Raw genomic sequence first — 24,268 nt, 5'->3', positions numbered from 1 at the left:
CTAACCAAGTTGTCCAGAGGGGGCGGCCACAATGTCGACCAGCGAGCCTGTCCAGGTGACCCGGCGCGAGCAGCTCAAAGCTCAGCGTCGCGAACAACTGCTCGCCGCGGGCGCCCGTCTCATCGCCGACCGCGGCTTCTTCGGCGTGCGTCTGGACGATCTCGGCGCGGCGGTCGGCATCAGCGGCCCCGCCGTCTACCGTCACTTCGCGAACAAAGAGGCGCTGCTGGTCGAGCTCCTGGTCGGCATCAGTGAGCGCCTGCTCTCGGGCGGTCGCGCCGTCGTCGACGAATCGCCGTCGGCCGCCTCGGCGCTCACGGCGCTGGTCGACTTCCACCTCGACTTCGCGTTCGGCAATCCCGAACTCATCCGCATCCAGGACCGCGACCTCGACAACGTGCCCGCCAACGACCGCCGGATCCTGCGCCGCACCCAGCGCCAATACGTCGAGATCTGGGTAGGCGTCCTGCGCGAACTGAACCCCGGCCTCCCCGAGGAAGCCGCCCGCATTCAGGCCCACGCCGCCTTCGGCCTGATCAACTCCACCCCGCACAGCGCGTCGGCGGCGAGCGCTTCGCGCGCGCGTCCGGTGCTGAGGCAGATGGCGTTGGCGGCGTTGTCAGCCGGATAGTGCTGTCGACGCGTCCGGAGATCGCCACGTCATGCGCCGGTTTCTTCGGCTGGGGTGGCCGGAAGGACATTGATCAGGACAAAGGCGACGGCCACCGCGACGACCACCTGGGGGGTCACCGAGATGCCGTCGGTACCGAGCAACAGCACACCCAGCAGCGCTGAGGTCAACGGGAGGCGCAGCATCACCGCGCACATCGCACCGATGCCCATCGCGATCGCCGGACCCATATCCATGCCCGGCAGTCCGCTCATCGCGATGCCGAGAACGGCGCCGATGAAGATCGACGGGAACACCGGTCCACCACGAAACGCACTCAAGGAGATCGAGTAGGCAACCGTTTTGCAGAGACCGAGCAGAAGCAGCACTCCCACCGAATAGTCGGCGGCGTGGGCGACGAATTCGGGGAGGGCGTCCTGCCCGGAGAACAGCACATGGTTGAAGCTGTTCCCGGAGATCAGCTGGTAAGCGGTGGCGGTAAGACCGATGAGCAACCCGAGGATGGCCGTCACCAGGATGCGATGGGCGTGTACGAGCGGTCGAAGGGCCAGCCCGGCCCAGCGGATCGCCCAGCCGAGAAGCGCCGCGATCGCACCGACGACGACAGCCCAGCACATCGTGGCCACGGTGGGGTTCACCGCCGCCGGGACGGATGTCAGCGCGAGGGAGAACGTGCCGAGTCCGGTGAGACTGTCCAGTCCGACGAAGACGACGGCGCCGATACCGGAGGCGAGCAGTCCCGGTACCGCGACGAGACTCAGCGTCGCGCCGCCGATTCCGGCGGCCTCCATGATCAGGAACGCGGCCAGGATCGGGGAGCCGAACAGCGTGCTGATGGCGGTGAAGCTGCCCGCCGACGCCATGATCACCAGCGCCATCGGCGGCGCGTCCTTCTTCAGCAAGTGCACCGTGAGCACTGCGAGTCCGCCGCCGATCGCGATCAGCGGGGCCTCCGGACCGAGAACGGCACCCAGGCTGAGCGTGGCCAGTGCCGCCAGGATGATGCCCGGCAATTCCTTGTCGACCGGTGTGCCTCCGGCGTGGAACCCGAATGCCGGCGAGTGACCGGCGTTGCCTGGCAGATAGCGGATGGTCGCCCCGGTCAACACGCCACAGAGCACCAACCAGGGCAGCGGCCACCATGATGGCGTGCCACCGGAGAAGACGTCACCCGGGAGGTCGCTGAAGAGGAACTGCTGGATCTTCGTTACCGCGGCCAGGAAGCCATACGCGACCAACGAGATCGGTATGCCCAGAGCCGCCGCCAGCAGGAGAGCCACGAGGTACCGCTTGGAGCGCATGACCGCGACCGGATCGACATCCGGGGCATGCGTCTGCGCCATCACACCTCCATGACCGTATCCCCACGATGAGGAGCGAAGTCAGCCTCTCAGCCCGACTCGGTCCTGTCCTCACCCGAAGCGGGTGAAGCTTCGATCCGGTTCCAGAGCCAGCCGGGGCCGACGGTTTCGGCGCCGTGGGCTTCGACTCTGGTGCGGAGTTCGCGGTCGGCGGTGACGACGGTGATCTGTTCGTGGGAATCGGGCTCGGCGACCACGTCGACGATCTTGTCGTCACCCGACCGGTCGGCGAGGACCACCGTCAGCCGCGGCGCGGAGGGTTCGGCGCCGTCGGCAGCGGCTTTGGCCGCGCCTTCGAGGACGACGGTGACCGCGGTGGTCTCGGGCAGGCGGGTTGTCAGGTTCGCCAGGTCGGCGAGAAGCCTGCGCGCGGCGCCCGCGCGGTCCTTCCACCAACCGTTGGGGCGCGAGCCGATGACATTGGCCGCATCCACCACGATGAGATGCCTCGGATCGCTCATGGGCCCAGTCTGCCCGGTGGCGGAACGGTCAGGCGTCAGGCGGGCGCGGGGACGGCGACGTCGGTGAGGCGGCCGTCGGTCATGCGGTAGACCGCGTCCATGCGGTGCAGGTGGGTCGGGTCATGGGTGACCAGGATGGTGGCGGCGCGGTGTTCGCGGGCGATGGTGGTGATCAGGGCGATGATCGCGGCGCCGCGTTCGGAATCCAGCGCGCTGGTGGGTTCGTCGACCACGAGCAGGGCGGGGTCGTTCATCAGGGCTCGGGCGATGTTGACGCGCTGGCGTTGGCCGCCGGAGAGCTGGGCGGGACGTTTGTGAGTATGTTCGCTCAGACCTACCGCATCGAGTAGTTCTCTTGCGCGGGAACTGGTTTCACTACGCGATGCCCGCTTCGGGCCGCCGAGGTGGGCGGTCACTTCCAGTTGCTCGAGGGCGGTGAGCGACGGGATGAGATTCGGTTGCTGGAAGACGATGCCCATCGAGGTCCGGCGGGCTGTGGCGGCCGCTCGACGGCTCAGCGTGGCGAGATCTGTAGTAGCCGAATCGGTGTCGAGCACAACCGTGCCGGAATCGGGCCGGATCAGGGTCGCGGCGACGGCGAGCAGGCTCGACTTTCCTGATCCGGACGCGCCGGTCACCGCGGCGATGGTGCCGCCGGGGACGTGCATGGTCACTCGGTCGAGGGCCGTGAGACGGTCGGCGCCGTCGGGGTAGGTGAGGGTTACGTCGGTGAGAGTGATTGCCACGGTGGATCCTTCGGTCGGTCGCGGGGTGCACCGGATCGGCGGCGCGACTGCGGCACGGGTTGGTCAGCGGGTCGCGCCGAGCGCGGTCAGCGGGTCGGTGGTGAACAGGAAGCGCAGGGCGACAGCGGCGCCGACGAGGCCGAGGACGATCAAGGCCAGCGCGGGGACCAGGGTCGTCGCGGGGCTGAGCACGAAAGGCATGGCCTCGCCCAGGAACAGCGAGGCGAGGGCGGTGATCGCCAGGCCCGCCGTGACGCCCGCGGTCAGGACGATCGCGGCTTGGGCGAGGGCATCGCGAACCAGTGAGCCGGTGGTCGCGCCGAGAGCCTTCAAGGTGGCGATGTCGGGTTGGCGCTGCACGGTCCAGACCGTGAAGAAGGCGCCGATCACCAGCGCCGAGATGGCGAACAGGAGCACGGTCATCAGGGTGAGCGAGCTGTTCTCGGCCTGGTAGGAACCGATCGCCTGGACGGCGTCTTTCGCGGGCAGCGAGTGCGTTCCGGCTTCGGCGTCGAGGCCGCCGGGAACATCGCCGGTCACCGCGAGCACGGTCGCGGCACCGGAGCGCGGGCTGGCTGCCTGCCAGTCCCGCAGGCTCGTCCAGATCACGGGGGTGTGGCTGTACCACTCGTCGCCGGCCACGTCGGCGACGGTGAACTCGTGGCCCGCCAGCAGGACGATATCGCCGGTACCCGCCGACAGCTCACGGGCCGCCGCCGAACTCAGCACGACTGCGCCGGGAGCGGTAGCAGGACGATTGCTGAACGCCGACGAGTCGCCGCCGAACAACGCGACCTGAGTCGGGCCTGCGCCGACGTGCTCGGCCCTCGTACGGGAGATGCCGATCGGGGTCGCGTCCGCCGATTTCCACTGCGCGATCTGCTGCTCGGTGAGAACCGACGAGTCGAAGGACGGATCGGCCCCGGTCTCGGCGAAAACCACCTGGTCGGCGTCGATGCCCTGGACCGCGGAGATGTTCTGGTGCGCGAGCCCGGCGGTGAGGCCGCTGAGGAAGCTCACCAGCACCGCCACCAACAGCACGACGGTGGTGATGAGCAGGAAGCGGCCACGGGCGGCTCGCAGATCTCGGAGTGCGACGAACATGACTCCACTCTGTCGATCTCGGCGGCCGACGCCATCGCACCGGCGCACGAAACACCGTCCATCCAAGGTCTGGCGGCGTTTACATCTTTCGATGGATGCCCGCGTGGTTGCCGCACATAAGCTGGTCGACGTGCACTCGTCCCCCCTGACCCCGGTGGTCACCACTCTGCGCCTCGGCCTGCATGTGCTGGTGACGGTGCTGGCGGTGGTGGTCGCGGTGCGTGCGGTGCTGCCCGACGGCGGCGGTCACGGTATCGCGGTGGTCGCGCTGACGGTGGTGTGGTTGCTGGTCTATTTCGCGGGGACCGAGTTCCCTCGTTCGCGTTCGCGGACGGTTCCCGATGGTGCGGTGTGGGTGTGGCTGGCGGCGTTGACCGTGTTGTGGCTGGTCTTGCTCGCGCTCACCCCCGATGCGGTCTACTTGGCGTTCGGGCTGTTCTTCGTCTACCTGCACCTGCTGCCACGGCCGTGGGGTCTGGTCGCGGTGGTCGCGGCGACGGCGATCGGTGTGCTCGGGTTCGCGGCGCATCGTGGTTGGTCCGCGGGTGCGGTGGTGGGGCCGGTTCTCGGCGCGTCGGTGGCGATCGGAATCGGGCTCGGCTATCAGGCCCTGCATCGTGAGGCGGTCGAGCGGGAACGGTTGATCGACGAATTGATCGGCACCAGAGCGATTCTCGCCGAACAGGAACGGACAGCGGGCAAGCTCGCCGAGCGCGAACGCCTGGCCAAGGAAATCCACGACACCGTCGCCCAGGGGCTGAGCAGCATTCAACTACTCCTGCACGCCGCCGAGCAGGCCGCACCGGATCATCCCGCGCTGGAACGTATCCGGCTCGCGCGCGAGACCGCCGCCGAAGACCTGGCCGAAACCCGAAGGCTCATCGACGAATTGTCGCCCGCCGCGCTGGACGGACAATCGCTCGCCGAAGCGCTGGAACGCATCTGCCGTCGCGCGCAGTCGCCGACACTGACCACGCAACTGCTCGTGGAGGGCGAACCGGAACGACTGCCGATGCCGGTCGAGGCGGCGCTGGTGCGGATCGCGCAGAGTGCGGTGGCCAATGTGGTCCAGCACGCGCAGGCTGAGCGCATGCGAGTCACCCTCACCTACGGCGACACCGACGCGCACCTGGACATCGTCGACGACGGGATCGGGATCGAACCGGATACGGTGCGCCACCCTCGATCCGGTGCGTTCGGTCTGGCCGCCATGCGCAGTCGCGTCGAGCAACAGGGCGGTGCGATGACCGTCGAATCCGAACCCGGCCATACCGCCGTGACGGTGTCCTTCCCGCTCGGATCCGCCTCATGATCCGCCTTCTCCTCGCCGACGACCACGCCATCGTCCGCGCGGGCCTTCGCGCGCTGCTCGACGCCGCCGCCGACATCACCGTCGTCGGCGATGTCGCGGATGCCGATGCGGCAGTAGCCTTTTGCGCCGCGACGCCCGTCGACCTGGTCCTCATGGACCTGCGTTTCGGCGACGGCCGCTCCGGCGCTTCCGCCACCGCCGACCTGCGCGCCCTGCCCACCCCGCCGAACGTCCTCGTCGTCACCAATTACGACACCGACGCCGACATCCTCGGCGCCATCGAAGCGGGTGCCGTCGGCTACCTCCTCAAGGACACCCCACCCACCGAACTCCTCGCTGCCGTCCGCGCCGCCGCCGCGGGCGAAAGCGTGCTCTCGCCCACCGTCGCCTCCCGCCTGATGACCAGAGTCCGCCGAGCCGACACCACCCTCAGCCCCCGCGAAGTAGAAGTCCTGCGCCTGGTCGCGGCGGGCCTGTCCAACCGCGACATCGCCAAGCAACTGTTCCTCAGCGAGACGACAGTGAAGTCCCACCTCGTCCACATCTACGCCAAACTGGGCGTCAAGTCCCGAACCTCCGCCGTCGCCACCGCTCGACAAAACGGTGCGATCTGAACTCATCGCTGAGTCGGCCCGGCTCGACGTCGATTTCAGCTTTGCAAAGTATACAATTATTTGTATACTAAGGCTGGTGAAGCGACTGGAGTTCGTTGGCACAGCACTCGATGACCTGCGCGAATTCCCTCTCAGCGCTCGCCGCGAGTGTGGCTACCAACTCGATCGCATTCAACGTGGCCTCGAGCCAACAGACTGGCGACCTATGCGTTCCGTCGGGGTCGGCGTATGTGAGATTCGAGTTCGAGAGGACTCCGGCGCGTTTCGCGTCATATACGTCGCGAAACTCGCGGAACGCATCCTTGTGCTGCACTGCTTTCAGAAGAAGACTCAGAAGACATCGGATTCTGATCTGGCGCTGGCGACGAAGCGGTACGCGAGGGCCGGTGTAGCAAGTGGGAAGGGAGAGCGCTGATGGCGGACGAGACGTTCGACAGCGTGTGGGACGCGATCGAGGACACCCCACAGGAAGCCGAGAACATGCGGCTGCGGTCGCGGCTGATGATCGCGTTGACCGAGCACATCGAGAGTTCCGGGTGGACGCAGGTGTCGGCTGCTGAGCGGCTCGGGGTGACACAGCCTCGGGTATCCGATCTGATGCGGGGGAAGATCGGTCTGTTCAGCTTGGACGCGTTGGTCAACATGGTTGTCGCCGCCGGAATGCATGTGGAGATGAGCGTTCGTGCGGCGTGAGTGACCTGCCGGTCAGTCGTTGACGCGAGATGTCGACTCGATGTCCTACCCTGGGCCCATGGCTTCCCTGTCGGATCCCGAGGTGCTCGAATTTCTCTCCTACGGAACGCGAACGGGCAAGGTGGCGTTCGCGGCGGCGGATGGGCGTCCGTTGGTGACGCCGGTGTGGTTCATCGTCGAAGGTGACGAGCTGGTTTTCAATACGGGCAAGAACTCGGCCAAGGGGCGGGCTTTCGCGCGTGATCCGCGCGTCGCGGTGTGCGTCGATCTCGAGGAGCCGCCGTACGGGCTGGTCGAGGTGCAGGGGACGGTCACGCTGTCCGAAGACCTCGATGAGCTGGTGCGCACGGCCACCGACATCGCCGCCCGGTACATGGGGCCGGACAAGGCGGAGGAGTTCGGCAAGCGCAATGGGGTGGCCGGTGAGCTCGTGGTGCGGGTGCGGCCGACCAAGATCATCGCGCAGTTCGATATGACCGGTTAGGCCGTCGCTGATCAGCGACTCGACAGCACGAACTGTTTGCCCGGATCGACCATTTTTCGTACGGTCGCGCCTTTCGAGTATTCGCCCAGGGCCGTCATATTCCATCCGTGCGCGGCGCGGGTGAGCATCGCCAGGAACACCCCGGTGGTCGGTTCGCCCTTCGACAGCTCGAAGCGCACCAACTCGGTGCCGGTGTGTTCGTCGAGCAGACGGCAATGCGCGCGGCCGACCTGATCGAACTTGTGGCCCGCGAAGGAGTTCACGGTGAAGACCAGGGCGTGGACCTCCGGCGGCAGCGCGGTGAGGTCGACGGTGATGACCTCGTCGTCGCCGTCACCGTCGCCGGTCAGATTGTCGCCGGAGTGGGCGATGGCGCCGCCGAATGCCTCCCGTCGCAGGAACCACACGTTGGTCAGTTTCTTCGCCCGGTCGTCGTAGGCGATGACAGAAGCATCGAGGTCGACCCTGCTGCCGTGCGTGGCCGGGTCCCACCCCAACCCCATCCGCACCCGCGTGAGCGGCGGCGCGCCCTGTTTGGTGAGCGATACCGTCTCGTTCTTGCGCAGCGTGACATGGCCCTTGGACAGATCGACCGTCGGTCGCCCGAATTGTGGCGGATCAGCGGGGGCTGCCGGAAGTGGTTGCGCGGCTTGTGGGGTCGGCTCGTCGTCGACGGTGATGCCGAAATCGCCTGCGATCCCGGCTAATCCCTGCGCGTACCCCTGACCGACAGCGCGGACTTTCCACGCGCCGTCGCGTCGGTAGATCTCGCAGGCGATCAGCGCGGTCTCCGGTCCGAGTCCGGTCGGGCTGAAGGTGGCCAGCAGGGCGTCGGTCACCGCGTCGGTCACCGCGATCCGGATCGGTCCGGCCTGGCCCCAGTCGGTGGGTCCGGTCCCGTCGAGACTGGTAGTGAGAACGATCTTTTCGATGTCGAGGGGCACCGACCCGAAAACGACTCGAATCGCCTCGGGCGTCACGACCTCGACACCGGGTGCGACCGGTTGGTTGTAGAAGACGAAATCGCTGTCGGAGCGCACCTTTCCGGCGGCGGTGAGCAGCAGTGCGGCGATATCGACCGGCGTCGCGGCAGTTACCGTCACCCGCACCTCGCTCGCGGGGACCGGCGTGTTCGCGCCCTTGGCCAATTCCATGGTCGTCCTCCGTTCTCGTCCGACTACCGAATGCCCGACATGGGAACCGCGTCGGGACCCGGCGGGGTCGGGTCGTACGGCGGGGGGTCGGTGCGGTCGAAGAGGGGAGACGAGCAGGTCGCGCCGACTTCCGGTGTGGTGTAAGGGTTTTCGCGGAGGGCCACGATGAACTGGTCGATGCGTCCGTCGGCGGCGTCGTCGACGGTGAGCTGATGGCCCCACGACTGCAACGAGATCGGGTGATCCATGTCGGGGATGGGCGACATCAGGGTGTACTGCCTGTCGGTCACCTTCGCGCTCAGCGTCGCCTGGTCCTGCGCGCTCACCCGCGCGGGGTCGTAGGCGATCCACACCGCGCCGTGCTCCAGCGCGTGCACCGCGTTCTCGGTGCGCAGTGCCTTCGCGTACACGACACCGGTGCAGGCCGCCCATTGCGCGTCATGCGGTCCGCCCACCGGGGGAATCGACGGATAGGCCACTCGCTGGTTCGGCCGCACATGCTGCTGCCCCGGCGCGATCTCGGTGACGACGACGCCGGGAATCCGCAGCGAGGGGTCCCGGTTGTCCGACGACGGCGCGAAACTGTCCGCGGTAGCGGTGGCCTGACCGACGACCTTCTCGGCCGAGCACCCCGCCACCAGCGTGGCGGCCACGACGATCACCGCGCAAGTGCCTGCGCCGCGCACCCCACCGGACCTACTCGAAACCCGCATCGCGGACCCCCGTTTCCTCGTCGCCGCCGCTTGCCATCCGACACAGAACCTACTTGTCTCCCGGTCTCGGGGGCACTTCTAGACTCCCGACTATGACTGTGCACTTCATCGGGGCAGGCCCCGGCGCCGCCGACCTGCTCACGGTGCGAGCGGTCGAGCTCCTGCGTGGCAGTCCGGTCTGTCTCTACGCGGGCACCTACCTCGATCCCGAGGTCCTCGCGCACTGCGCGCCCGACACCGAGATGATCGACACCCAGCACCTGGATCTGGACCAGATCATCGACCACCTCGTGCGCGCCACCGAGGCGGGTCGTGACGTGGCACGGCTGTGCTCGGGCGATCCCTCCCTCTACTCGGCCCTCACCGAGCAGACCCGCAGGCTCGATGCCCGCAACGTGCCGTGGGACATCACCCCTGGCGTCCCCGCCTACGCGGCCGCCGCGGCGGCCCTCGGGACCGAACTGACCGTCCCCGAGGTCGTCCAGTCGGTCGTGCTCACCAGGACCCAGGCCCGCTCCACCGCGATGCCCGCGGGCGAGGCCCTGGGGAACTTCGCCGCCACCGGCGCGACCCTCGTCCTCCATCTCGCCATCACCCGGATCAGGGTGCTGGCCGAGGAGCTGGTGGCCGAATACGGTGCGGACTGCCCGGTCGCCGTCGTCTATCGCGCCAGCCAACCCGAACAACTCGTCCTGCGCGGCACGCTGTCCGACATCGCCGACCAGGTGGAGGCGGCGGGCCTGCGTCAAGCCGCGGTGATCCTGGTCGGGCGCGCGCTGTCCACATCCCTCGACTGCGCCCAGTCGCACCTCTACGACCCCGCGAGGACCCGGTAACACCCACTGCCACACCAGCAGACCGATCGGTGTGAGCCATCACTCAGTTCATCCTGCGCGCCGGTGACCAGGCAGGGTTGTGAGAACGCAGACAGGCGTCAGCAAACGAGGGTCGGCGGCTTCACCAGGGACGATGTCGGCCAGCTATGGAGGTGGTTGGTTGCGGGGCGGCCACACCGGTAGATTGGTGCGATGGTTTGCGACGAGTAGACCGGCGCTGGCGGCCGGACGGTCAGGTGCATGGTCTCGGCTGTGTAACGAGACCGACCCGGGCGACAGATAGTGCCAATGGACATTTTGCCTGATTGATTCGAGAACTGAACCCGAGACGCGGGCGCCACGCTGGTAGTTAGGTGGGCGCTCGCGTTCCGGTGTCGTCGGGGAGCGCCTGACCGGGTGTTCCGGAAGCGAGGTTTGGGTTGGACCGGCTGGATTTCGGCGGAAACGGCGAAACTGGTGACGGACGTGGAGGCTCCTCGGAGTACTTCCCGCTCTCGCCCGCACAGCTGGGTATCTGGTACGCGCAGCACGTCGACCCACAGGTGCCGATCAATATCGCCCAGTACGTCGACCTGCGCGGACGCCTCGACGTCGCCGTGCTCGAGCGCGCGAGCGCCGACGCGGCCACCGACCTCGAATCGGGCTGGTTGCGCATCGTCGAGGTCGACGGTGAGCCGATGCAGACCATCGACCCCACCCAGGACGCGACGCTGATCTATGTCGATCTGCGTGGCGAGGCCGACCCCGAAGCCGCCGCCGCCGCGTGGATGCGCGCCGAGTACAGCCGCCCGCTCGATATCGTCGAAGACCGCCTCGTTCAGGCCGCCGCGCTGCAGCTCGGCGATGATCGCTGGTACTGGTATGCCCGCGTCCACCACATCGTGCTCGACGGTTTCGGCGCCAACAACTTCGTCAACCGCACGGCGGAGCTCTATACCGCCGAGGTCACCGGCACCCCGGCCCCGCCGAACAAGGCCACCGACCTGCGCGCGCTCTACGAGTCCGAGCTCGTCTACCGTGACAGCACCCGTTTCCAGTCCGATAAAGAACACTGGGCTCAGCGCGTCGCGGGCCTGGAAGAGGGCAGCAGCCTCACCGGCCGCTCGGCCCCGCCCTCGCCGGTCAACGACGTCACCAGCGCGGCGCTGAGCACGGCGCAGGACGAGTTGCTCACCGCGGCGATCGCCCGCCACGACAGCACCGCCGCACCACTGCTGATCGCCGGTTTCGCGGCGTACCTGGCCCAGATCACCGGCACCGAGGACGTGATCCTCAGTCTCCCGGTCACCGCTCGCACCACCGCGGTGATGCGTCGCTCCGGCGGCGCCACCTCCAACATCGTCCCGCTGCGCCTGCGCGTCGGCCACGACACCACCGTCGCGCAGCTGCTGCGTTCGGTGACCACCGAGGTCTCCGGCGCCCTGCGCCACCAGCGCTACCGCCACGAGGACATCCGCCGTGATTCGGCGGGCGAGGGCATGGTCTCCACGGAGTTCTTCGGCCCGTGGGTCAACATCATGCTGTTCGACAACCACCTGAGCTTCGGTGGCATGGAGGGCACGCTCAACGTGCTGTCCACGGGCAGCATCGAGGACCTCGGCGTCAACTTCTATCAGTCGCACGGTGGCACCCGCTCCCACATCGACTTCGAGACCAACCCGAACCTGTACTCGGCCGCCGAGGCGCAGACCCATCACGGCCGGTTCCTCGAGTTCTTCGACCGGTTCCTGGCCGCCGACGCCGACCTCGCGGTCTGGAAGCTGCCGGTCACCGGCACCGCGGAGCTCGAACGCTCGCTCACCGAGTGGAACGACGCGGCCCACGAGGTCCCCGCCACCACGCTGCCTGCGCTGCTCGACGCGCAGATCCCGCTCACTCCGGACAACATCGCCCTCGACTTCGAAGGCGAGACCCTCACCTACGCCGAGTTCGCCGCGAAGGTGAACCGGCTGGCCCGCTTCCTGATCGCCGACGGCGTCGGCCCGGAATCCCTCGTCGCGCTCGGCATGCGCCGCTCGCTCGACCTGGTCATCGGCATGCACGCCGTGCTGCGGGCCGGTGGCGCGTACGTGCCGATCGACCCGGATCATCCGGCCGACCGCACCGCCTACATCCTGGAGTCCGCGGCACCGGTCTGCGTCCTGACGACCACCGGCGACGACCTCGACCTGCCCGACACCGTCGCCCGCGTCGAGATCGATCGACTCGATACGACCGGTTTCGACGCCACACCTGTCACCGACGCCGACCGCCTGTCCCCGCTGCGCCCGGACAACACGGCCTACGTCATCTACACCTCGGGTTCCACCGGTCGCCCCAAGGGCGTCGCGGTCACCCACCACGCGATCGTCAACCAAGAGCTGTGGATGCTCGACGAATACCGGTTGACCGCCGACGACGTCTACCTGCAGAAGACCGCGACCACCTTCGACGTGTCGCTGTGGGGTTACTTCCTGCCGCTGATGGTCGGCGCGAAACTGGTCATCGCGAGCCCCGACGGCCACCGCGACCCGCTCTACGTCGCGGACATGATCGAACGCCACGGCGTCACCGTGACGGACTTCGTCCCGTCCATGCTCACGGTCTTCGTCTCCCACGCGACGCGGGCCCAATGTGCCACGCTGCGTGCGGTTTTCGTCATCGGTGAAGCACTGCCGCCCGAGACCGCCGCAGGTCTGCGGGCGATCTCCGACGCAGGCCTGCACAACCTCTACGGCCCCACCGAGGCAGCGGTCTCGGTCACCTACTGGGAGGCCACCGAAGCCGACACCACCCAGGTGCCGATCGGTATCCCCGAGTGGAATGTCGAAGTCTACGTACTGGATTCGCGGCTGCGACCGGCCGCGATCGGCGCGCCGGGTGAGCTGTATCTGGCCGGTCGTCAGCTGGCCCGCTGCTACCGAGGCCGCCCCGACCTGACCTCGGATCGCTTCGTCGCCAACCCCGTCGGCGCCCCCGGCGAGCGCATGTACCGCACCGGTGACCTGGTGCGCTGGAACGCCGACGGCGTGCTGGAATACATCGGCCGCACCGACTTCCAGGTGAAGTTCCGTGGTCAGCGCATCGAGCTCGGCGAGATCGAAACCGACCTGCTCGCGCATCCGAGCGTCAGCCAGGCCGCGGTGCTCGTGGTCGATACCGCGACCGGCCAGCAGCTCGTGGCCTACATCGTGCCCGCGCCGGGCCAGTCCGCTGACCCGGCGACGCTGACCCGCTTCGTGTCCGAGAAGCTGCCCGCCTACATGGTGCCCGCGTCGATCATGGTGCTCGACGCGTTCCCGCTCAACACCTCGGGCAAGCTCGACCGCAAGGCCCTGCCCGAGCCCGTCTTCACCGCCGCCGCAGGCGATTTCCGCGCTCCGCGCACCCCGGCCGAACAGATCGTGGCCGGCATCTTCGCCGATGTGCTGAGCCAGGTTCGGGTCGGCGCCGACGACAACTTCTTCGAACTCGGCGGCAACTCGCTGGTCGCCACCCAGGTCGTCGCCCGCATCGGCGCCGCGTTCGGCATCCAGCTCGGTGTGCGCGCGCTGTTCGAGACCCCGACCGTGGCCGGACTCGCCGCGCGGGCCGAATCCGCTACGCCTGCCGATGTTTCCACGCGTCCGCCGCTGGTCGCGCAGCCCCATCCCGAGCAGGTCCCGCTGTCGCTGGCCCAGCAGCGGATGTGGTTCATCAACCAGTTCGACCCCACCGCGCCGACCTACAACCTGCCCTTCGTGGTGCAGATGAAGGGTCGCGTCGACGTCGACGCCCTGATCGCCGCGCTCAATGATGTTGTGGTGCGCCAGGAATCGCTGCGCACGATCTTCCCCGACGCCGACGGCGGCTTCCAGCAGGTACTCGGCGCCGACGAATTCGATCTCGGCATCGCGGTGACCCCGATCGACCAGTCGCGTCTGCGCGAGGAACTGATCGACTTCGCCTCCACCGGCTTCGACGTCACCCTGGAACTGCCCATCCGGGTGCAGATCTTCAAGGTGGTCGGCGGAACGGCTGAGTCCAACGGCGCCGCTCCCGAGGGCTCTGCGTGGTCACGCTCCGCTACCGCCTCCGAGCCCGCCGGTCACGGCGCGGGCACACCGGAATACGCGGTCGCCTTCGTCGTCCACCACATCGCGGCCGACGGCTTCTCCTTCGGTCCGCTGGCCCGCGACGTCGCCACCGCCTACCTGGCCCGGGTCGCGGGCGAGGCTCCGGCCTGGCTGCCGCTGCCGGTCCAGTACCGCGACTACACCCAGTGGCAGCACGATCTGCTCGGCGCCGAGTCCGACCCGACCTCGATGGCCGCGCGTCAGCTCGACTACTGGCAGCGCGCGCTCGAGGGCCTGCCCGACCAGCTCGACCTGCCCAGCGACCGCCCGCGCCCGCAGCAGCAGAGCTTCCGTGGCGCGCGCGTCGGATTCGAGATCGACGCCGACACCCACGAACAGCTCGCCGCCGTGGCCCGCGCCAACGGCGTCACCCTGTTCATGGTGGTGCACGCCTCCCTGGCGGTGCTGCTCGCGCGCCTGTCGGGCACCACCGACATCGCCGTCGGCACTCCCATCGCCGGCCGTGGTGAGCAGGCGCTCGACGACCTGATCGGCATGTTCGTCAACACCCTGGTGTTGCGTTCCGACGTCGACCCCACCCAGCCGTTCACCGAATTCCTCGCCCGCACCCGCGAAACCGACCTGAGCGCGTTCGCCAACGCGGACGTGCCGTTCGAGCGGCTCGTCGACGTGCTCAACCCGTCGCGCTCGCAGGCGCGGCACCCGCTGTTCCAGGTGGTGCTGTCGTTCCAGGAGATGTCGCACGGCACCCTCGAGCTGCCCGGTCTCACGGTCACGGCCGACGAGGTCGAGGTCGACATGGCCAAGTTCGACCTGCAGTGGACGCTGACCGAGGAGCACACCGGCACCGGCTCGCTGTCGGGCATGACCGGCGTGCTCACCTACGCCATCGACCTGTTCGACCAGTCGACCGTCGAAGAGCTGCTGCTGCGCTGGCGCCGCGTGCTCGACGCGATCCTGGCCGACCCGGCCGTCACCGTCGGCGCGATCGACGTGCTCGACGCCGCCGAACGCACCGACCTGGTCACCCGCTTCGGCGCTCCCGCCGCGGTGGCGCGCACCCTGCCGCAGCTCATCGCCCAGGCAGCCCGCGACACCGAGTCGACCGCCGTGGTGTTCGAGGGGACAGCTGTCTCCTACGGCGAACTCGATCGGCGCTCGAACCAGTTGGCGCGCTTGCTGATCCAGCAGGGTCTCGGCGCCGAGGACTTCGTGGCCGTGGCCGTGCCCCGTTCGCTGGAGTCGGTGCTTGCGGTGTGGTCGGTCGCCAAGACCGGCGCCGCGTTCGTGCCCGTCGACCCGAACTACCCGGCCGACCGCATCGCCCACATGATCGCCGATGCCGGTGTGTCCGTGGGTATCACGGTCACCGGGGAAGCAGGCGAGCTGCCGGATTCGGTGAGCTGGCTGGTGGTCGACGACCTCGACCTCGACTACATCTCCGATGCCCCGCTGGCCCCGCGCGAGCTGGTCCGCCCGACCGATCCCGCGCAGCCCGCGTATCTGATCTACACCTCCGGCTCCACCGGTGTGCCCAAGGGCGTGGTGGTGACCCATGCCAGCGTCGCCAACTTCTGCGCCGAGCAGATCGACCTCTACTCGCTCGACTCGAACACGCGCGCACTGCATTTCGCCTCGCCCTCGTTCGACGCCTCGGTGCTGGAACTGCTGCTCGCGATCGGTCGCGGCGGCACCCTCGTCGTCGTCCCGCCGGGCGTCTACGGCGGTGAGGAACTGCGCGACATCCTCATCACCGAACAGGTCACCCACGCCTTCGTGACCCCCGCCGCGCTGGCCACCTTCGACGCGCGCGGCCTCGATCACCTGCGGGTGCTCGCCGCCGGTGGTGAAGCGGTGCCGCCGGAACTGGTCGCCAAGTGGGCGGTGCGCCTGCCCGACGGTTCGCGCCGCATGCTGGGCAATGTCTACGGCCCCACCGAGACCACCATCGCGTCCAACCTCAGCGAAGGGCTGATCCCGGGGGAGCGGGTCGTCATCGGCGGACCCATCCGCGGCGTGCACACCCTGATCCTCGACGACCGCCTCCGCCCCGTGCCGGTGGGCGTCGCGGGTGAGCTCTACATCGGCGGCGTCGGTATGGCCCGTGGCTACCACGCGCGCGCCTCGCTGACCGCCGACCGATTCGTCGCCAATCCCTACGCTCCCGGCGCGCGGATGTACCGCACCGGTGACGTGGTGCGCTGGACCGCCGATCGCAATGTGGAATACGTCGGCCGTTCCGACTTCCAGGTGAAGGTCCGCGGTTTCCGGATCGAACTGGGCGAGATCGACTCCGCGCTCGCCTCGCACGAGACCGTCGATTTCGCGGTCAGCATCGGCCACAAGAACAAGGGCGGCAGCACCTCGCTGGTGTCCTATGTCGTCGCGGTGCCCGGCACGTCGATCGATATCGCCGAACTGACCGACCACGTCGCGCAGCGCCTGCCCGCGTACATGGTGCCCTCGTCGATCATGGTGCTCGCCGCGATCCCGCTGACGGTCAACGGCAAGCTCGACCGTCGCGCGCTGCCCGCGCCGGTGTTCGAGGTGCGCGAGTTCCGGGCCCCGACCACCCCGATCGAGCAGATCGTCGCGCAGATCTTCGCCGACGTGCTCGAACTGGGCCGCGTCGGCGTCGAGGACGACTTCTTCGAACTGGGCGGCAACTCGCTGATCGCCACCCAGGTCGCCTCCCGCATCGGTATCGCCCTCGACACCCGTGTCCCGGTCCGCATGCTGTTCGAGGCTCCCACGGTGGCGGCGCTGGCCGCCCGGGTGGAGTCCCAGGCCGGTGACGGCGCGCGCAAGGCGCTGGTCGCCCGTGAGCGCCCCGACCGGGTGCCGCTGTCGCTGGCACAGCAGCGCATGTGGTTCCTCAACCGCTTCGACACCGCCTCGGCGGTCAACAACATTCCCGTCGCGATCCGGCTCTCCGGTGACCTCGATGTGGCCGCACTGCAGGTCGCGGTCATCGACGTCATCGACCGGCACGAGTCGCTGCGCACGGTGTTCCCCGACTCCGGCGCGGGCCCCGTGCAGGTGGTCCTGGACGCCGCCCAGATCGTCCCCGACCTCACCCCGTACCGGGTCACCGAGGACAACCTGATCGATCACCTGATCGACCTGGCGTCGATGGCGTTCGACGTGACCAGCGAAGTACCGCTGCACGCACGGCTTTTCGAGGTTTCCGAGTCCGAGTACGTGCTCGGCATGGTGGTGCACCACATCTCCGCCGACGGTTGGTCGATGGCGCCGCTCTCGCGCGATGTGATCATGGCGTACGCGGCCCGCACCTCGTGGGAAGCGCCGACCTGGGCCGAATTGCCGGTCCAGTACGCCGATTACGCGCTCTGGCAGCGTGAAGTGCTCGGTTCCGAGGACGATCCGCAGTCGCTGATCTCCTCCGAGATCGCCTACTGGGCCAAGGAACTCGCCGACCTGCCCGACGAGCTGGTCCTCCCGGCCGATCATCCGCGCCCGCCGGCCGCCTCCTACCGGGGTGGCACCTACAGCTTCGTGATCGCGAGCGAAACCCAGCGCGCCCTGGTCGAATTGGGCCGCCGCTACAACGCGTCGCTGTTCATGGTCATGCACAGCGCGCTGGCCGTGCTGCTCGCCCGCGCCAGCGGTACCAGCGATATCGCGATCGGCACCCCCGTCGCGGGCCGTGGTGATCAGGCGCTCGACGACCTGGTCGGCATGTTCGTCAACACCCTGGTGCTGCGCTCGCAGGTCGAGGGCGCCACCCCGTTCGCGACCCTGCTCGACCAGGCCCGCGAGACCGACCTGCAGGCCTTCGCGCACGCCGACGTGCCGTTCGAGCGGCTCGTCGAGGTGCTCAACCCGGCCCGTTCGCAGGCGCGCCACCCGCTGTTCCAGGTGATGCTGTCGTTCCAGAACAACAAGCAGGCCTCGCTCCAGCTGCCCGGCCTCGCGGTCAGCGGCATCGATTACGACCCACAGCTGGCCAAGTTCGATCTGCAGCTCACCCTCACCGAGGTGCAGGACACCGACGGCGAGGCCGGCGGCATGGCGGCCGAGTTCTCTTACGCGCTCGACCTTTTCGAGGAATCGACGATCGCCGCGTTCGCGCGCAGGCTCGACAACATCTTCGCCGCGATCGTCGCCGATCCCGAGGTGTTCGTCGGCGACATCGATCTGCTCGCGCCCGAGGAGCACGCGCAGGTTCTCGTCGACTGGAACGACACCGCGCACGCGGTCCCACAGGGCACGCTCGTGTCGCTGTTCGACGCGCAGGTCGAGCGGACCCCGGACGCCCTCGCCCTGATCTTCGAGCAGGAAGAGCTGTCCTACCGCGAGCTCCAGGAGCGGGCCAACCGCATCGCGCGCCGCCTGATCGCCGACGGCGTCGGCCCCGGTGACCATGTCGCACTGGCGATCCGGCGCTCCACCGAGCTGGTCGTCGCCATGTACGCGGTGCTGCAGACCGGCGCCGCCTATGTGCCGCTCGATCCGGATCAGCCCGCCGACCGGATCGGCCACATCATCGAGACCGCGCAGCCGCGCCTGGTACTCACCAGTCGTCGTGACGCGTTCGAGGCCGACGGCGTCACCGTGCACGTGGTCGAGAACATCTTCTCGCCCGCCGATTTCAGCGGCGCCCCGATCACCGATGCCGAACGCGTGCAGCCGCTTCGGGCCACCAACACCGCCTACGTGATCTTCACGTCCGGCTCGACCGGCCGCCCCAAGGGTGTCGCGGTCGATCATGCGGCGATCGTCAACCGGCTGCTGTGGATGCAGCACGAGTACCCGATCGACGCCGCCGATGCCGTCCTGCAGAAGACTCCGGCCACCTTCGACGTGTCGGTGTGGGAGTTCTTCTGGCCCTTACAGACCGGCGCCCGCCTGGTCGTCGCCAAGCCCGACGGCCACCGCGACCCGGTGTACCTGGCCCAGATCATCGCCGAGCGCCACATCACCACCGCGCACTTCGTGCCCTCGATGCTGTCGGTGTTCGTCTCGACCCTCGGCAGCAACGGCAACGGTGACGCGGTGCGCCTGCGTCAGGTGTTCGCCTCCGGTGAGGCGCTGCCCGCGCCCACCGCGCAGCGGCTGCGCGAGCTCACCGGCGCCCGCCTGCATAACCTGTACGGCCCCACCGAGGCCGCGGTCGACGTCACCTATCACGAGGTCGTCGACGCGGATGTGGAGTCGGTGCCGATCGGCCGCCCGGTGTGGAACACCAGGGTGTTCGTGCTGGATTCGCGCCTGCACCCCGTGGCCCCCGGTGTCGCGGGTGAGCTCTATCTCGCGGGCGATCAGCTGGCCGTGGGCTATCTCAACCGGGCCGACCTGACCGCCGACCGTTTCGTCGCCAACCCGTACGGCGCGGCGGGCTCGCGGATGTACCGCACCGGCGACCTCGTCACCTGGACCGCGGTGTCCGCCGGTAACGGGCTCTCCTACGGCGAGCTGAACTACCTGGGCCGCACCGACTTCCAGGTGAAGCTGCGCGGTCTGCGCATCGAACTCGGCGAGATCGAGGCGACCCTGCTGGCCCAGCCGGGCGTGGCGCAGTCGGTCGTGGTCGTGCGCTCCGACGCGCACGCCGGTGACCAGCTCGTCGGTTACGTGGTGCCCGAAGCGGGGACGACCGTCGACGTAGCCACCGTGAAGGCGGGCGTCACCGCCGAGCTGCCCACCTACATGGTGCCCTCGGCCCTGGTCGTGCTCGATGCCTTCCCGCTCAACGCCTCCGGCAAGCTCGACCGTAAAGCGTTGCCGGCGCCCGTGTTCGAGGCGAAGGTGTTCCGTGCGCCCTCGACCCCGATCGAGGAGATCGTCGCCGAGATCTTCGCCGATCTGCTCGGCGCCGAGCGCGTCGGCGTGGACGACGACTTCTTCGCCCTCGGCGGTAACTCCCTGGTCGCCACCCAGGTCGCGGCCCGCCTGAGCAAGGCGCTCAACGCCGAGGTCGGCGTGCGCACGCTGTTCGAGGCGCCCACCGTCGGCGCGCTGGCCGCGCGCGTGGAATCGCACGCGGGTTCCGGTCTGCGCGCCGAGCTCACTGCCCGGCCGCGTCCCGAGCACCCGCCGCTGTCGCTCGCGCAGCAGCGCATGTGGTTCCTCAACCGCTTCGACGTCGCCGACACCGGCACCTACAACATCCCGGTCGCGGTCCGCCTGCAGGGCCTGCTCGACCTGCCCGCCCTGCGCGGCGCGGTCGCCGACGTGATCGCCCGCCACGAAACCCTGCGCACGGTCTACCCCGTGTACGTGGCCCCCGAGTCGGGGCGCGCCACCATGGCGGAAGGCGCCGCGTACCAGAAGGTCCTCGCCGCCGCGGGCTCCATTCCCGACGTCGAGCTGATCGAGGCCGACGAGACCGATATGGCGATCTCGCTCTACGAGTTCGCCCGCCGCGGCTTCGATGTCACCGCGAACGCGCCGGTGCGCCTGCGGGTCTACGAGCTCGGTGAACGCGAGCACGTGCTGGTGATGGTGGTCCACCACATCGCCGCCGACGGTTTCTCGCTGCGCCCGCTGGTGCGCGACCTGATGACCGCCTACGTCGCCCGCACCGCGAGCACCGAACCCGGGTGGCCGCCGCTGGCCGTGCAGTACATCGACTACGCGCTCTGGCAGCGCGAAGTCCTCGGCGACGAAACCGATCCCACCTCGCTGATCTCCGAGCAGCTCGAGCACTGGCGCGGCGCGCTGGCCGACCTGCCCGACGAACTGCGCCTGGGCCACAAGTCGCGGCCCGCACAGGCCAGCTACCAGGCGGGCACGCACCGTTTCGAAGTGCCGGGCGAGCTCGTCGAGGCACTGAACCGGGTCGCCCACGAGCACAGCACCACCCTGTTCATGGTGGTGCACAGCGCTTTCGCGGTGCTGCTGGCGCGGTTGTCGGGCACCTCCGACATCGCCATCGGCACCCCGGTCGCGGGCCGTGGTCAGCAGGCGCTCGACGATCTGGTCGGCATGTTCGTCAACACCCTGGTGTTGCGCGCACAGGTCGACCCGGGCGCGAGCTTCAGCGAGCTGCTCGGTCGGGTCCGCGAAGACGACCTGGCCGCTTTCGCCCACGCCGACGTGCCGTTCGAGCGTCTCGTCGAGGTGCTCAACCCGACGCGGTCGCAGTCGCGCCACCCGCTGTTCCAGGTGATGCTCTCGTTCCAGAACCTGGGCCGTACCACCCTGGAACTGCCCGGCCTCACGGTCTCCGAGCTGGGCATCGACCAGCACATGGCCAAGTTCGATCTGCAGCTCGCGCTCAGCGAGGTCCCGGCCGACGACGACAGCCACATGGACGCCGAACTCGTCTACGCGACAGATCTTTTCGACGCGGGCTTCGCCGCCACCTTCGGCGCCCGACTGCTGCGCGTGCTCACCGCCGTCGTGGTCGACCCCTCGGCACCCGTCGGTGACATCGAACTGCTCGACTCCGCCGAGCGCGCCCTGGTGCTCGATCGCTGGAACGACACCGAATTCGCCGTCGACGCCGCGCTGAGCACGCCGAGCGACGACGAACCGGCCACTCTCCACGCGCTGTTCGAGGCCCAGGTCGCGCGGACTCCCGACGCGATCGCGCTCACCTTCGAGGGGACGAGTCTGTCCTACGCCGAGTTCGCCGGGCGGGTGCGTCAGCTGGCGCGCTGGCTCAAGGACGCCGGTGTCGGCCCGGAATCGTATGTGGCACTGGGCATGCGGCGCTCGATCGACCTGCTGGTCGGCATGTACGCCGTGTCCGCCGCCGGTGGCGCGTATGTGCCGCTCGACCCCGACCACCCGACCGAGCGCATCGAGCACATCCTCGAGACCGCGCAGCCGGTCTGCGTGCTGACCTCCGGTGAGAGCCTGCCCGCTGCCGCCGGTCGCGAGGTGCGCATCGACCAGCTCGACCTGTCCGGCCACTCCACCGCGCCGGTCACCGATGCCGACCGGCACCGCCCGCTGCGCTCGGACAACACCGCCTACGTCATCTTCACCTCCGGCTCGACCGGTCGTCCGAAGGGCGTCGCGGTCAGTCACGCGGCGATCGTCAACCGCCTGGTGTGGATGCACGCCGCCTACGGCCTCGCCGCCGACGACGTGGTGCTGCAGAAGACCCCCGCCACCTTCGACGTGTCGGTGTGGGAGTTCTTCTGGCCCTTGCAGGTCGGCGCGCGTCTGGTCGTCGCCAAGCCGGACGGGCATCGCGACCCGGCCTACCTGGCCCGTCTGATCGGGGCCGAACAGGTCACCACGGTGCACTTCGTGCCGTCGATGATGGCGGTGTTCGTCACCGAACCGCTGGCGGCCGAGTGTGTCTCGCTGCGCAATGTGTTCGCCTCCGGTGAGGGTCTGCCCGCGCCGACCGCGCAGCGTCTGCGCGAATTGACCGGCGCCGCACTGCACAACCTCTACGGTCCGACCGAAGCCGCGGTCGATGTGACCTATCACGAGGTCACCGACGCCGACACCGAGACGGTGCCGATCGGCGCCCCGGTGTTCAACACCCGTCTGTACGTGCTGGATTCGCGACTGCGACCGGTTCCGGTGGGTGTCGCGGGTGAGCTCTACCTCGCGGGCGTGCAGCTGGCCCACGGGTACGTCGGTCGCGCCGACCTGACGATGGACCGCTTCGTCGCCGACCCGTTCGCGGGCGGCGAGCGCATGTACCGCACCGGCGACCTCGTCACCTGGACCGCCGACGGCGAACTGGAGTACCTGGGCCGCACCGACTTCCAGGTGAAGTTGCGTGGTCTGCGTATCGAACTGGGCGAGATCGAGTCGGCGCTCACCGCGCTGCCGGAGATCGCCCAGTCGGTGGTCGTGGTCCGCGCCGACGAGCACACCGGCGATCAGCTGGTGGCCTACGTCATCCCGGAGACCGGCGCCACCGTCGACACCGACGCGGTCAAGGACGCGCTCGGCGCCGAACTGCCCGTCTACATGGTGCCCGCCGCGTATGTGGTGCTGAACGCGTTCCCGCTCAACGCTTCCGGCAAGCTCGACCGCAAGGCGCTGCCCGCGCCGGTCTTCGCCGCCCGCACGTTCCAGGCGCCGGTCACCCCGGTGCAGCAGATCGTCGCCGCCACCTTCGCCGAAGTGCTCGGCGCCGGTCAGGTCGGCCTCGACGACGACTTCTTCGAACTGGGCGGCAACTCGCTGGTCGCCACCAGGGCCGCGGCCCGGCTGTCCGAAGCGCTCGACACCCAGGTGCCGCTGCGCGCGCTGTTCGAGGCATCGACCGTCGCGGCGCTGGCGGCTCGCGTGGAAACGCACACCGGTCGTGGCGGACGGATCCCGCTCGTGCCGCGCCCGCGTCCCGAGTTGGTGCCGCTGTCACAGGCCCAGCAGCGGATGTGGTTCCTCAACCGCTTCGACAACCGCACCGCGGTCAACAACATCCCCGTCGCGATCCGCCTCACCGGTGACCTCGACGTCGCCGCGCTCGAAGCGGCTGTCGCCGATGTGGTGGCCCGCCACGAATCACTGCGCACCTTCTACCCGGCCTCCGACGTCGCCGCGGGCGCGGTCGACGAAGGCGCCGGCTACCAGCGGGTCCTGCCCGCCGACGAGGTTCGTTTCGCGCTGCCCGCTCAGCCGGTCGCCGCGAGCGACGTGGTCGCGCGCGTGGTCGAGTTGGCGAGCGTGCACTTCGACGTGACCCGCGAGGTCCCCTTCCGCGCGAGCCTGCTGCGCGTCGACGACCGTAATCACGTGGCCGTGTTGGTGATGCACCACATCAGCGGTGACGGCTTCTCGCTGCGGCCGCTGCTGCGCGATGTCGTCGTGGCCTACACCGAGCGCACCCGGGGCGAGATCCCCGCCTGGTCGCCGCTGGAAGTCCAGTACGCCGACTACACCCTGTGGCAGCGCGAGGTCCTCGGCGAGGAGTCCGATCCCGACTCGGTCGCCGCGAGCCAGCTCGCCTACTGGACCGAGCAACTGCGTGACCTGCCGGATCAGCTCGAACTGCCCGCGGACCGTCCGCGCCCCGAGGTCGCCACCAATGCCGGTGACCTGCACCGCTTCTCGATCGACGCGCACCTGCATCACGCGCTCACCGAGATCGCCCGCGCCCGCGGGGTCACCCTGTTCATGGTGATGCACGCGGCGCTGGCCACCTGGGCCGCGCGCCTGTCCAACAGC

14 protein-coding genes (1 of these 14 only partly in view) are annotated in these 24,268 nt (G+C 68.8%); 8 read left to right on the top strand and 6 right to left on the bottom strand.

Annotated features, from left to right (window positions below):
• The first annotated feature begins 31 nt into the window (after positions 1 to 31).
• Entirely contained in the window at positions 32 to 631 is a 600-nt protein-coding gene (locus QX204_RS28790; RefSeq protein WP_301903646.1) for an SACE_7040 family transcriptional regulator, read from the top strand.
• A 29-nt stretch (positions 632 to 660) separates the two neighbouring features.
• On the opposite strand, the gene QX204_RS28785 is transcribed toward QX204_RS28790, so the two are convergent.
• The 4 genes from QX204_RS28785 to QX204_RS28770 all read right to left on the bottom strand — a co-directional run bounded on the left by QX204_RS28785 (position 661) and on the right by QX204_RS28770 (position 4,303).
• Positions 661 to 1,974: a chloride channel protein gene (locus tag QX204_RS28785; protein WP_301903645.1), complete on the bottom strand. Its 1,314-nt coding sequence runs from the start codon at positions 1,972 to 1,974 to the stop codon at positions 661 to 663.
• Between the two features lie 47 nt (positions 1,975 to 2,021).
• Positions 2,022 to 2,453 carry an NYN domain-containing protein gene (locus QX204_RS28780; RefSeq protein WP_301903644.1) on the bottom strand — a complete coding sequence of 144 codons (432 nt, stop codon included), beginning with the start codon at positions 2,451 to 2,453 and terminating at the stop codon, positions 2,022 to 2,024.
• 35 nt (positions 2,454 to 2,488) lie between these two features.
• Entirely contained in the window at positions 2,489 to 3,199 is a 711-nt protein-coding gene (locus QX204_RS28775; RefSeq protein WP_301903643.1) for an ABC transporter ATP-binding protein, read from the bottom strand.
• Between the two features lie 63 nt (positions 3,200 to 3,262).
• Positions 3,263 to 4,303: an ABC transporter permease gene (locus QX204_RS28770; RefSeq protein WP_301903642.1), complete on the bottom strand. Its 1,041-nt coding sequence runs from the start codon at positions 4,301 to 4,303 to the stop codon at positions 3,263 to 3,265.
• A 130-nt stretch (positions 4,304 to 4,433) separates the two neighbouring features.
• On the opposite strand from QX204_RS28770, the gene QX204_RS28765 reads away from it, so the two are divergent.
• The 5 genes from QX204_RS28765 (at position 4,434) to QX204_RS28745 (ending at position 7,406) form a co-directional block, all read left to right on the top strand.
• Positions 4,434 to 5,615, top strand: coding sequence for an ATP-binding protein (locus QX204_RS28765; RefSeq protein ID WP_301908137.1), 1,182 nt, complete (start codon positions 4,434 to 4,436; stop codon positions 5,613 to 5,615).
• A complete protein-coding gene (locus QX204_RS28760; protein WP_301903641.1) occupies positions 5,612 to 6,229 on the top strand; it encodes a LuxR C-terminal-related transcriptional regulator in 618 nt (205 codons plus the stop codon). The genes QX204_RS28765 and QX204_RS28760 overlap by 4 nt, the downstream gene beginning before the upstream one ends.
• A 76-nt stretch (positions 6,230 to 6,305) precedes the next feature.
• Positions 6,306 to 6,644 (top strand): type II toxin-antitoxin system RelE/ParE family toxin, encoded by a 339-nt coding sequence (locus QX204_RS28755; RefSeq protein WP_301903640.1) that lies wholly within the window; start codon positions 6,306 to 6,308, stop codon positions 6,642 to 6,644.
• Positions 6,644 to 6,922: a helix-turn-helix domain-containing protein gene (locus QX204_RS28750; RefSeq protein WP_301903639.1), complete on the top strand. Its 279-nt coding sequence runs from the start codon at positions 6,644 to 6,646 to the stop codon at positions 6,920 to 6,922. Before QX204_RS28755 ends, QX204_RS28750 begins: the two co-directional genes overlap by 1 nt.
• 58 nt (positions 6,923 to 6,980) lie before the next feature.
• On the top strand, positions 6,981 to 7,406 hold the full coding sequence (locus QX204_RS28745) for a PPOX class F420-dependent oxidoreductase (protein ID WP_301903638.1): 426 nt from the start codon (positions 6,981 to 6,983) through the stop codon (positions 7,404 to 7,406).
• Positions 7,407 to 7,417: 11 nt separating this feature from the next.
• On the opposite strand, the gene QX204_RS28740 is transcribed toward QX204_RS28745, so the two are convergent.
• Both QX204_RS28740 and QX204_RS28735 read right to left on the bottom strand, forming a co-directional pair.
• On the bottom strand, positions 7,418 to 8,560 hold the full coding sequence (locus QX204_RS28740; protein WP_301903637.1) for a TerD family protein: 1,143 nt from the start codon (positions 8,558 to 8,560) through the stop codon (positions 7,418 to 7,420).
• A 23-nt stretch (positions 8,561 to 8,583) separates the two neighbouring features.
• A complete protein-coding gene (locus tag QX204_RS28735; protein ID WP_301903636.1) occupies positions 8,584 to 9,273 on the bottom strand; it encodes a thioredoxin-like domain-containing protein in 690 nt (229 codons plus the stop codon).
• A 92-nt stretch (positions 9,274 to 9,365) separates the two neighbouring features.
• Here QX204_RS28735 and cobM point away from each other — a divergent pair, with 92 nt between their 5' ends.
• On the top strand, positions 9,366 to 10,109 hold the full coding sequence (gene cobM, locus QX204_RS28730) for a precorrin-4 C(11)-methyltransferase (RefSeq protein WP_301903635.1): 744 nt from the start codon (positions 9,366 to 9,368) through the stop codon (positions 10,107 to 10,109).
• 419 nt (positions 10,110 to 10,528) lie between these two features.
• On the top strand, positions 10,529 to 24,268 hold the 5' portion of the coding sequence (locus QX204_RS28725; RefSeq protein WP_301903634.1) for a non-ribosomal peptide synthase/polyketide synthase. The gene runs 30,117 nt beyond the window's last position; the window shows 13,740 of its 43,857 coding nt (coding positions 1–13,740); it begins with the start codon at positions 10,529 to 10,531; its stop codon lies beyond the right edge, outside the window.

Origin of the sequence: Nocardia sp. PE-7, assembly GCF_030486425.1 — a bacterium.
Classification (GTDB): Bacteria; Actinomycetota; Actinomycetes; order Mycobacteriales; family Mycobacteriaceae; genus Nocardia; species Nocardia salmonicida_A.
This window is presented reverse-complemented; position numbering and strand designations above follow the sequence as displayed.

Excerpts from the sequence above, each read along its gene's own strand:
- QX204_RS28790 (WP_301903646.1), top strand. The coding sequence starts at position 32 with ATGTCGACCAGCGAGCCTGTCCAGGTGACCCGGCGCGAGCAGCTCAAA.
- QX204_RS28745 (WP_301903638.1), top strand. The coding sequence starts at position 6,981 with ATGGCTTCCCTGTCGGATCCCGAGGTGCTCGAATTTCTCTCCTACGGA.
- QX204_RS28770 (WP_301903642.1), bottom strand. The coding sequence starts at position 4,303 with ATGTTCGTCGCACTCCGAGATCTGCGAGCCGCCCGTGGCCGCTTCCTG.
- QX204_RS28740 (WP_301903637.1), bottom strand. The coding sequence starts at position 8,560 with ATGGAATTGGCCAAGGGCGCGAACACGCCGGTCCCCGCGAGCGAGGTG.
- QX204_RS28735 (WP_301903636.1), bottom strand. The coding sequence starts at position 9,273 with ATGCGGGTTTCGAGTAGGTCCGGTGGGGTGCGCGGCGCAGGCACTTGC.
- QX204_RS28750 (WP_301903639.1), top strand. The coding sequence starts at position 6,644 with ATGGCGGACGAGACGTTCGACAGCGTGTGGGACGCGATCGAGGACACC.
- QX204_RS28780 (WP_301903644.1), bottom strand. The coding sequence starts at position 2,453 with ATGAGCGATCCGAGGCATCTCATCGTGGTGGATGCGGCCAATGTCATC.
- QX204_RS28760 (WP_301903641.1), top strand. The coding sequence starts at position 5,612 with ATGATCCGCCTTCTCCTCGCCGACGACCACGCCATCGTCCGCGCGGGC.
- QX204_RS28785 (WP_301903645.1), bottom strand. The coding sequence starts at position 1,974 with ATGGCGCAGACGCATGCCCCGGATGTCGATCCGGTCGCGGTCATGCGC.
- cobM (WP_301903635.1), top strand. The coding sequence starts at position 9,366 with ATGACTGTGCACTTCATCGGGGCAGGCCCCGGCGCCGCCGACCTGCTC.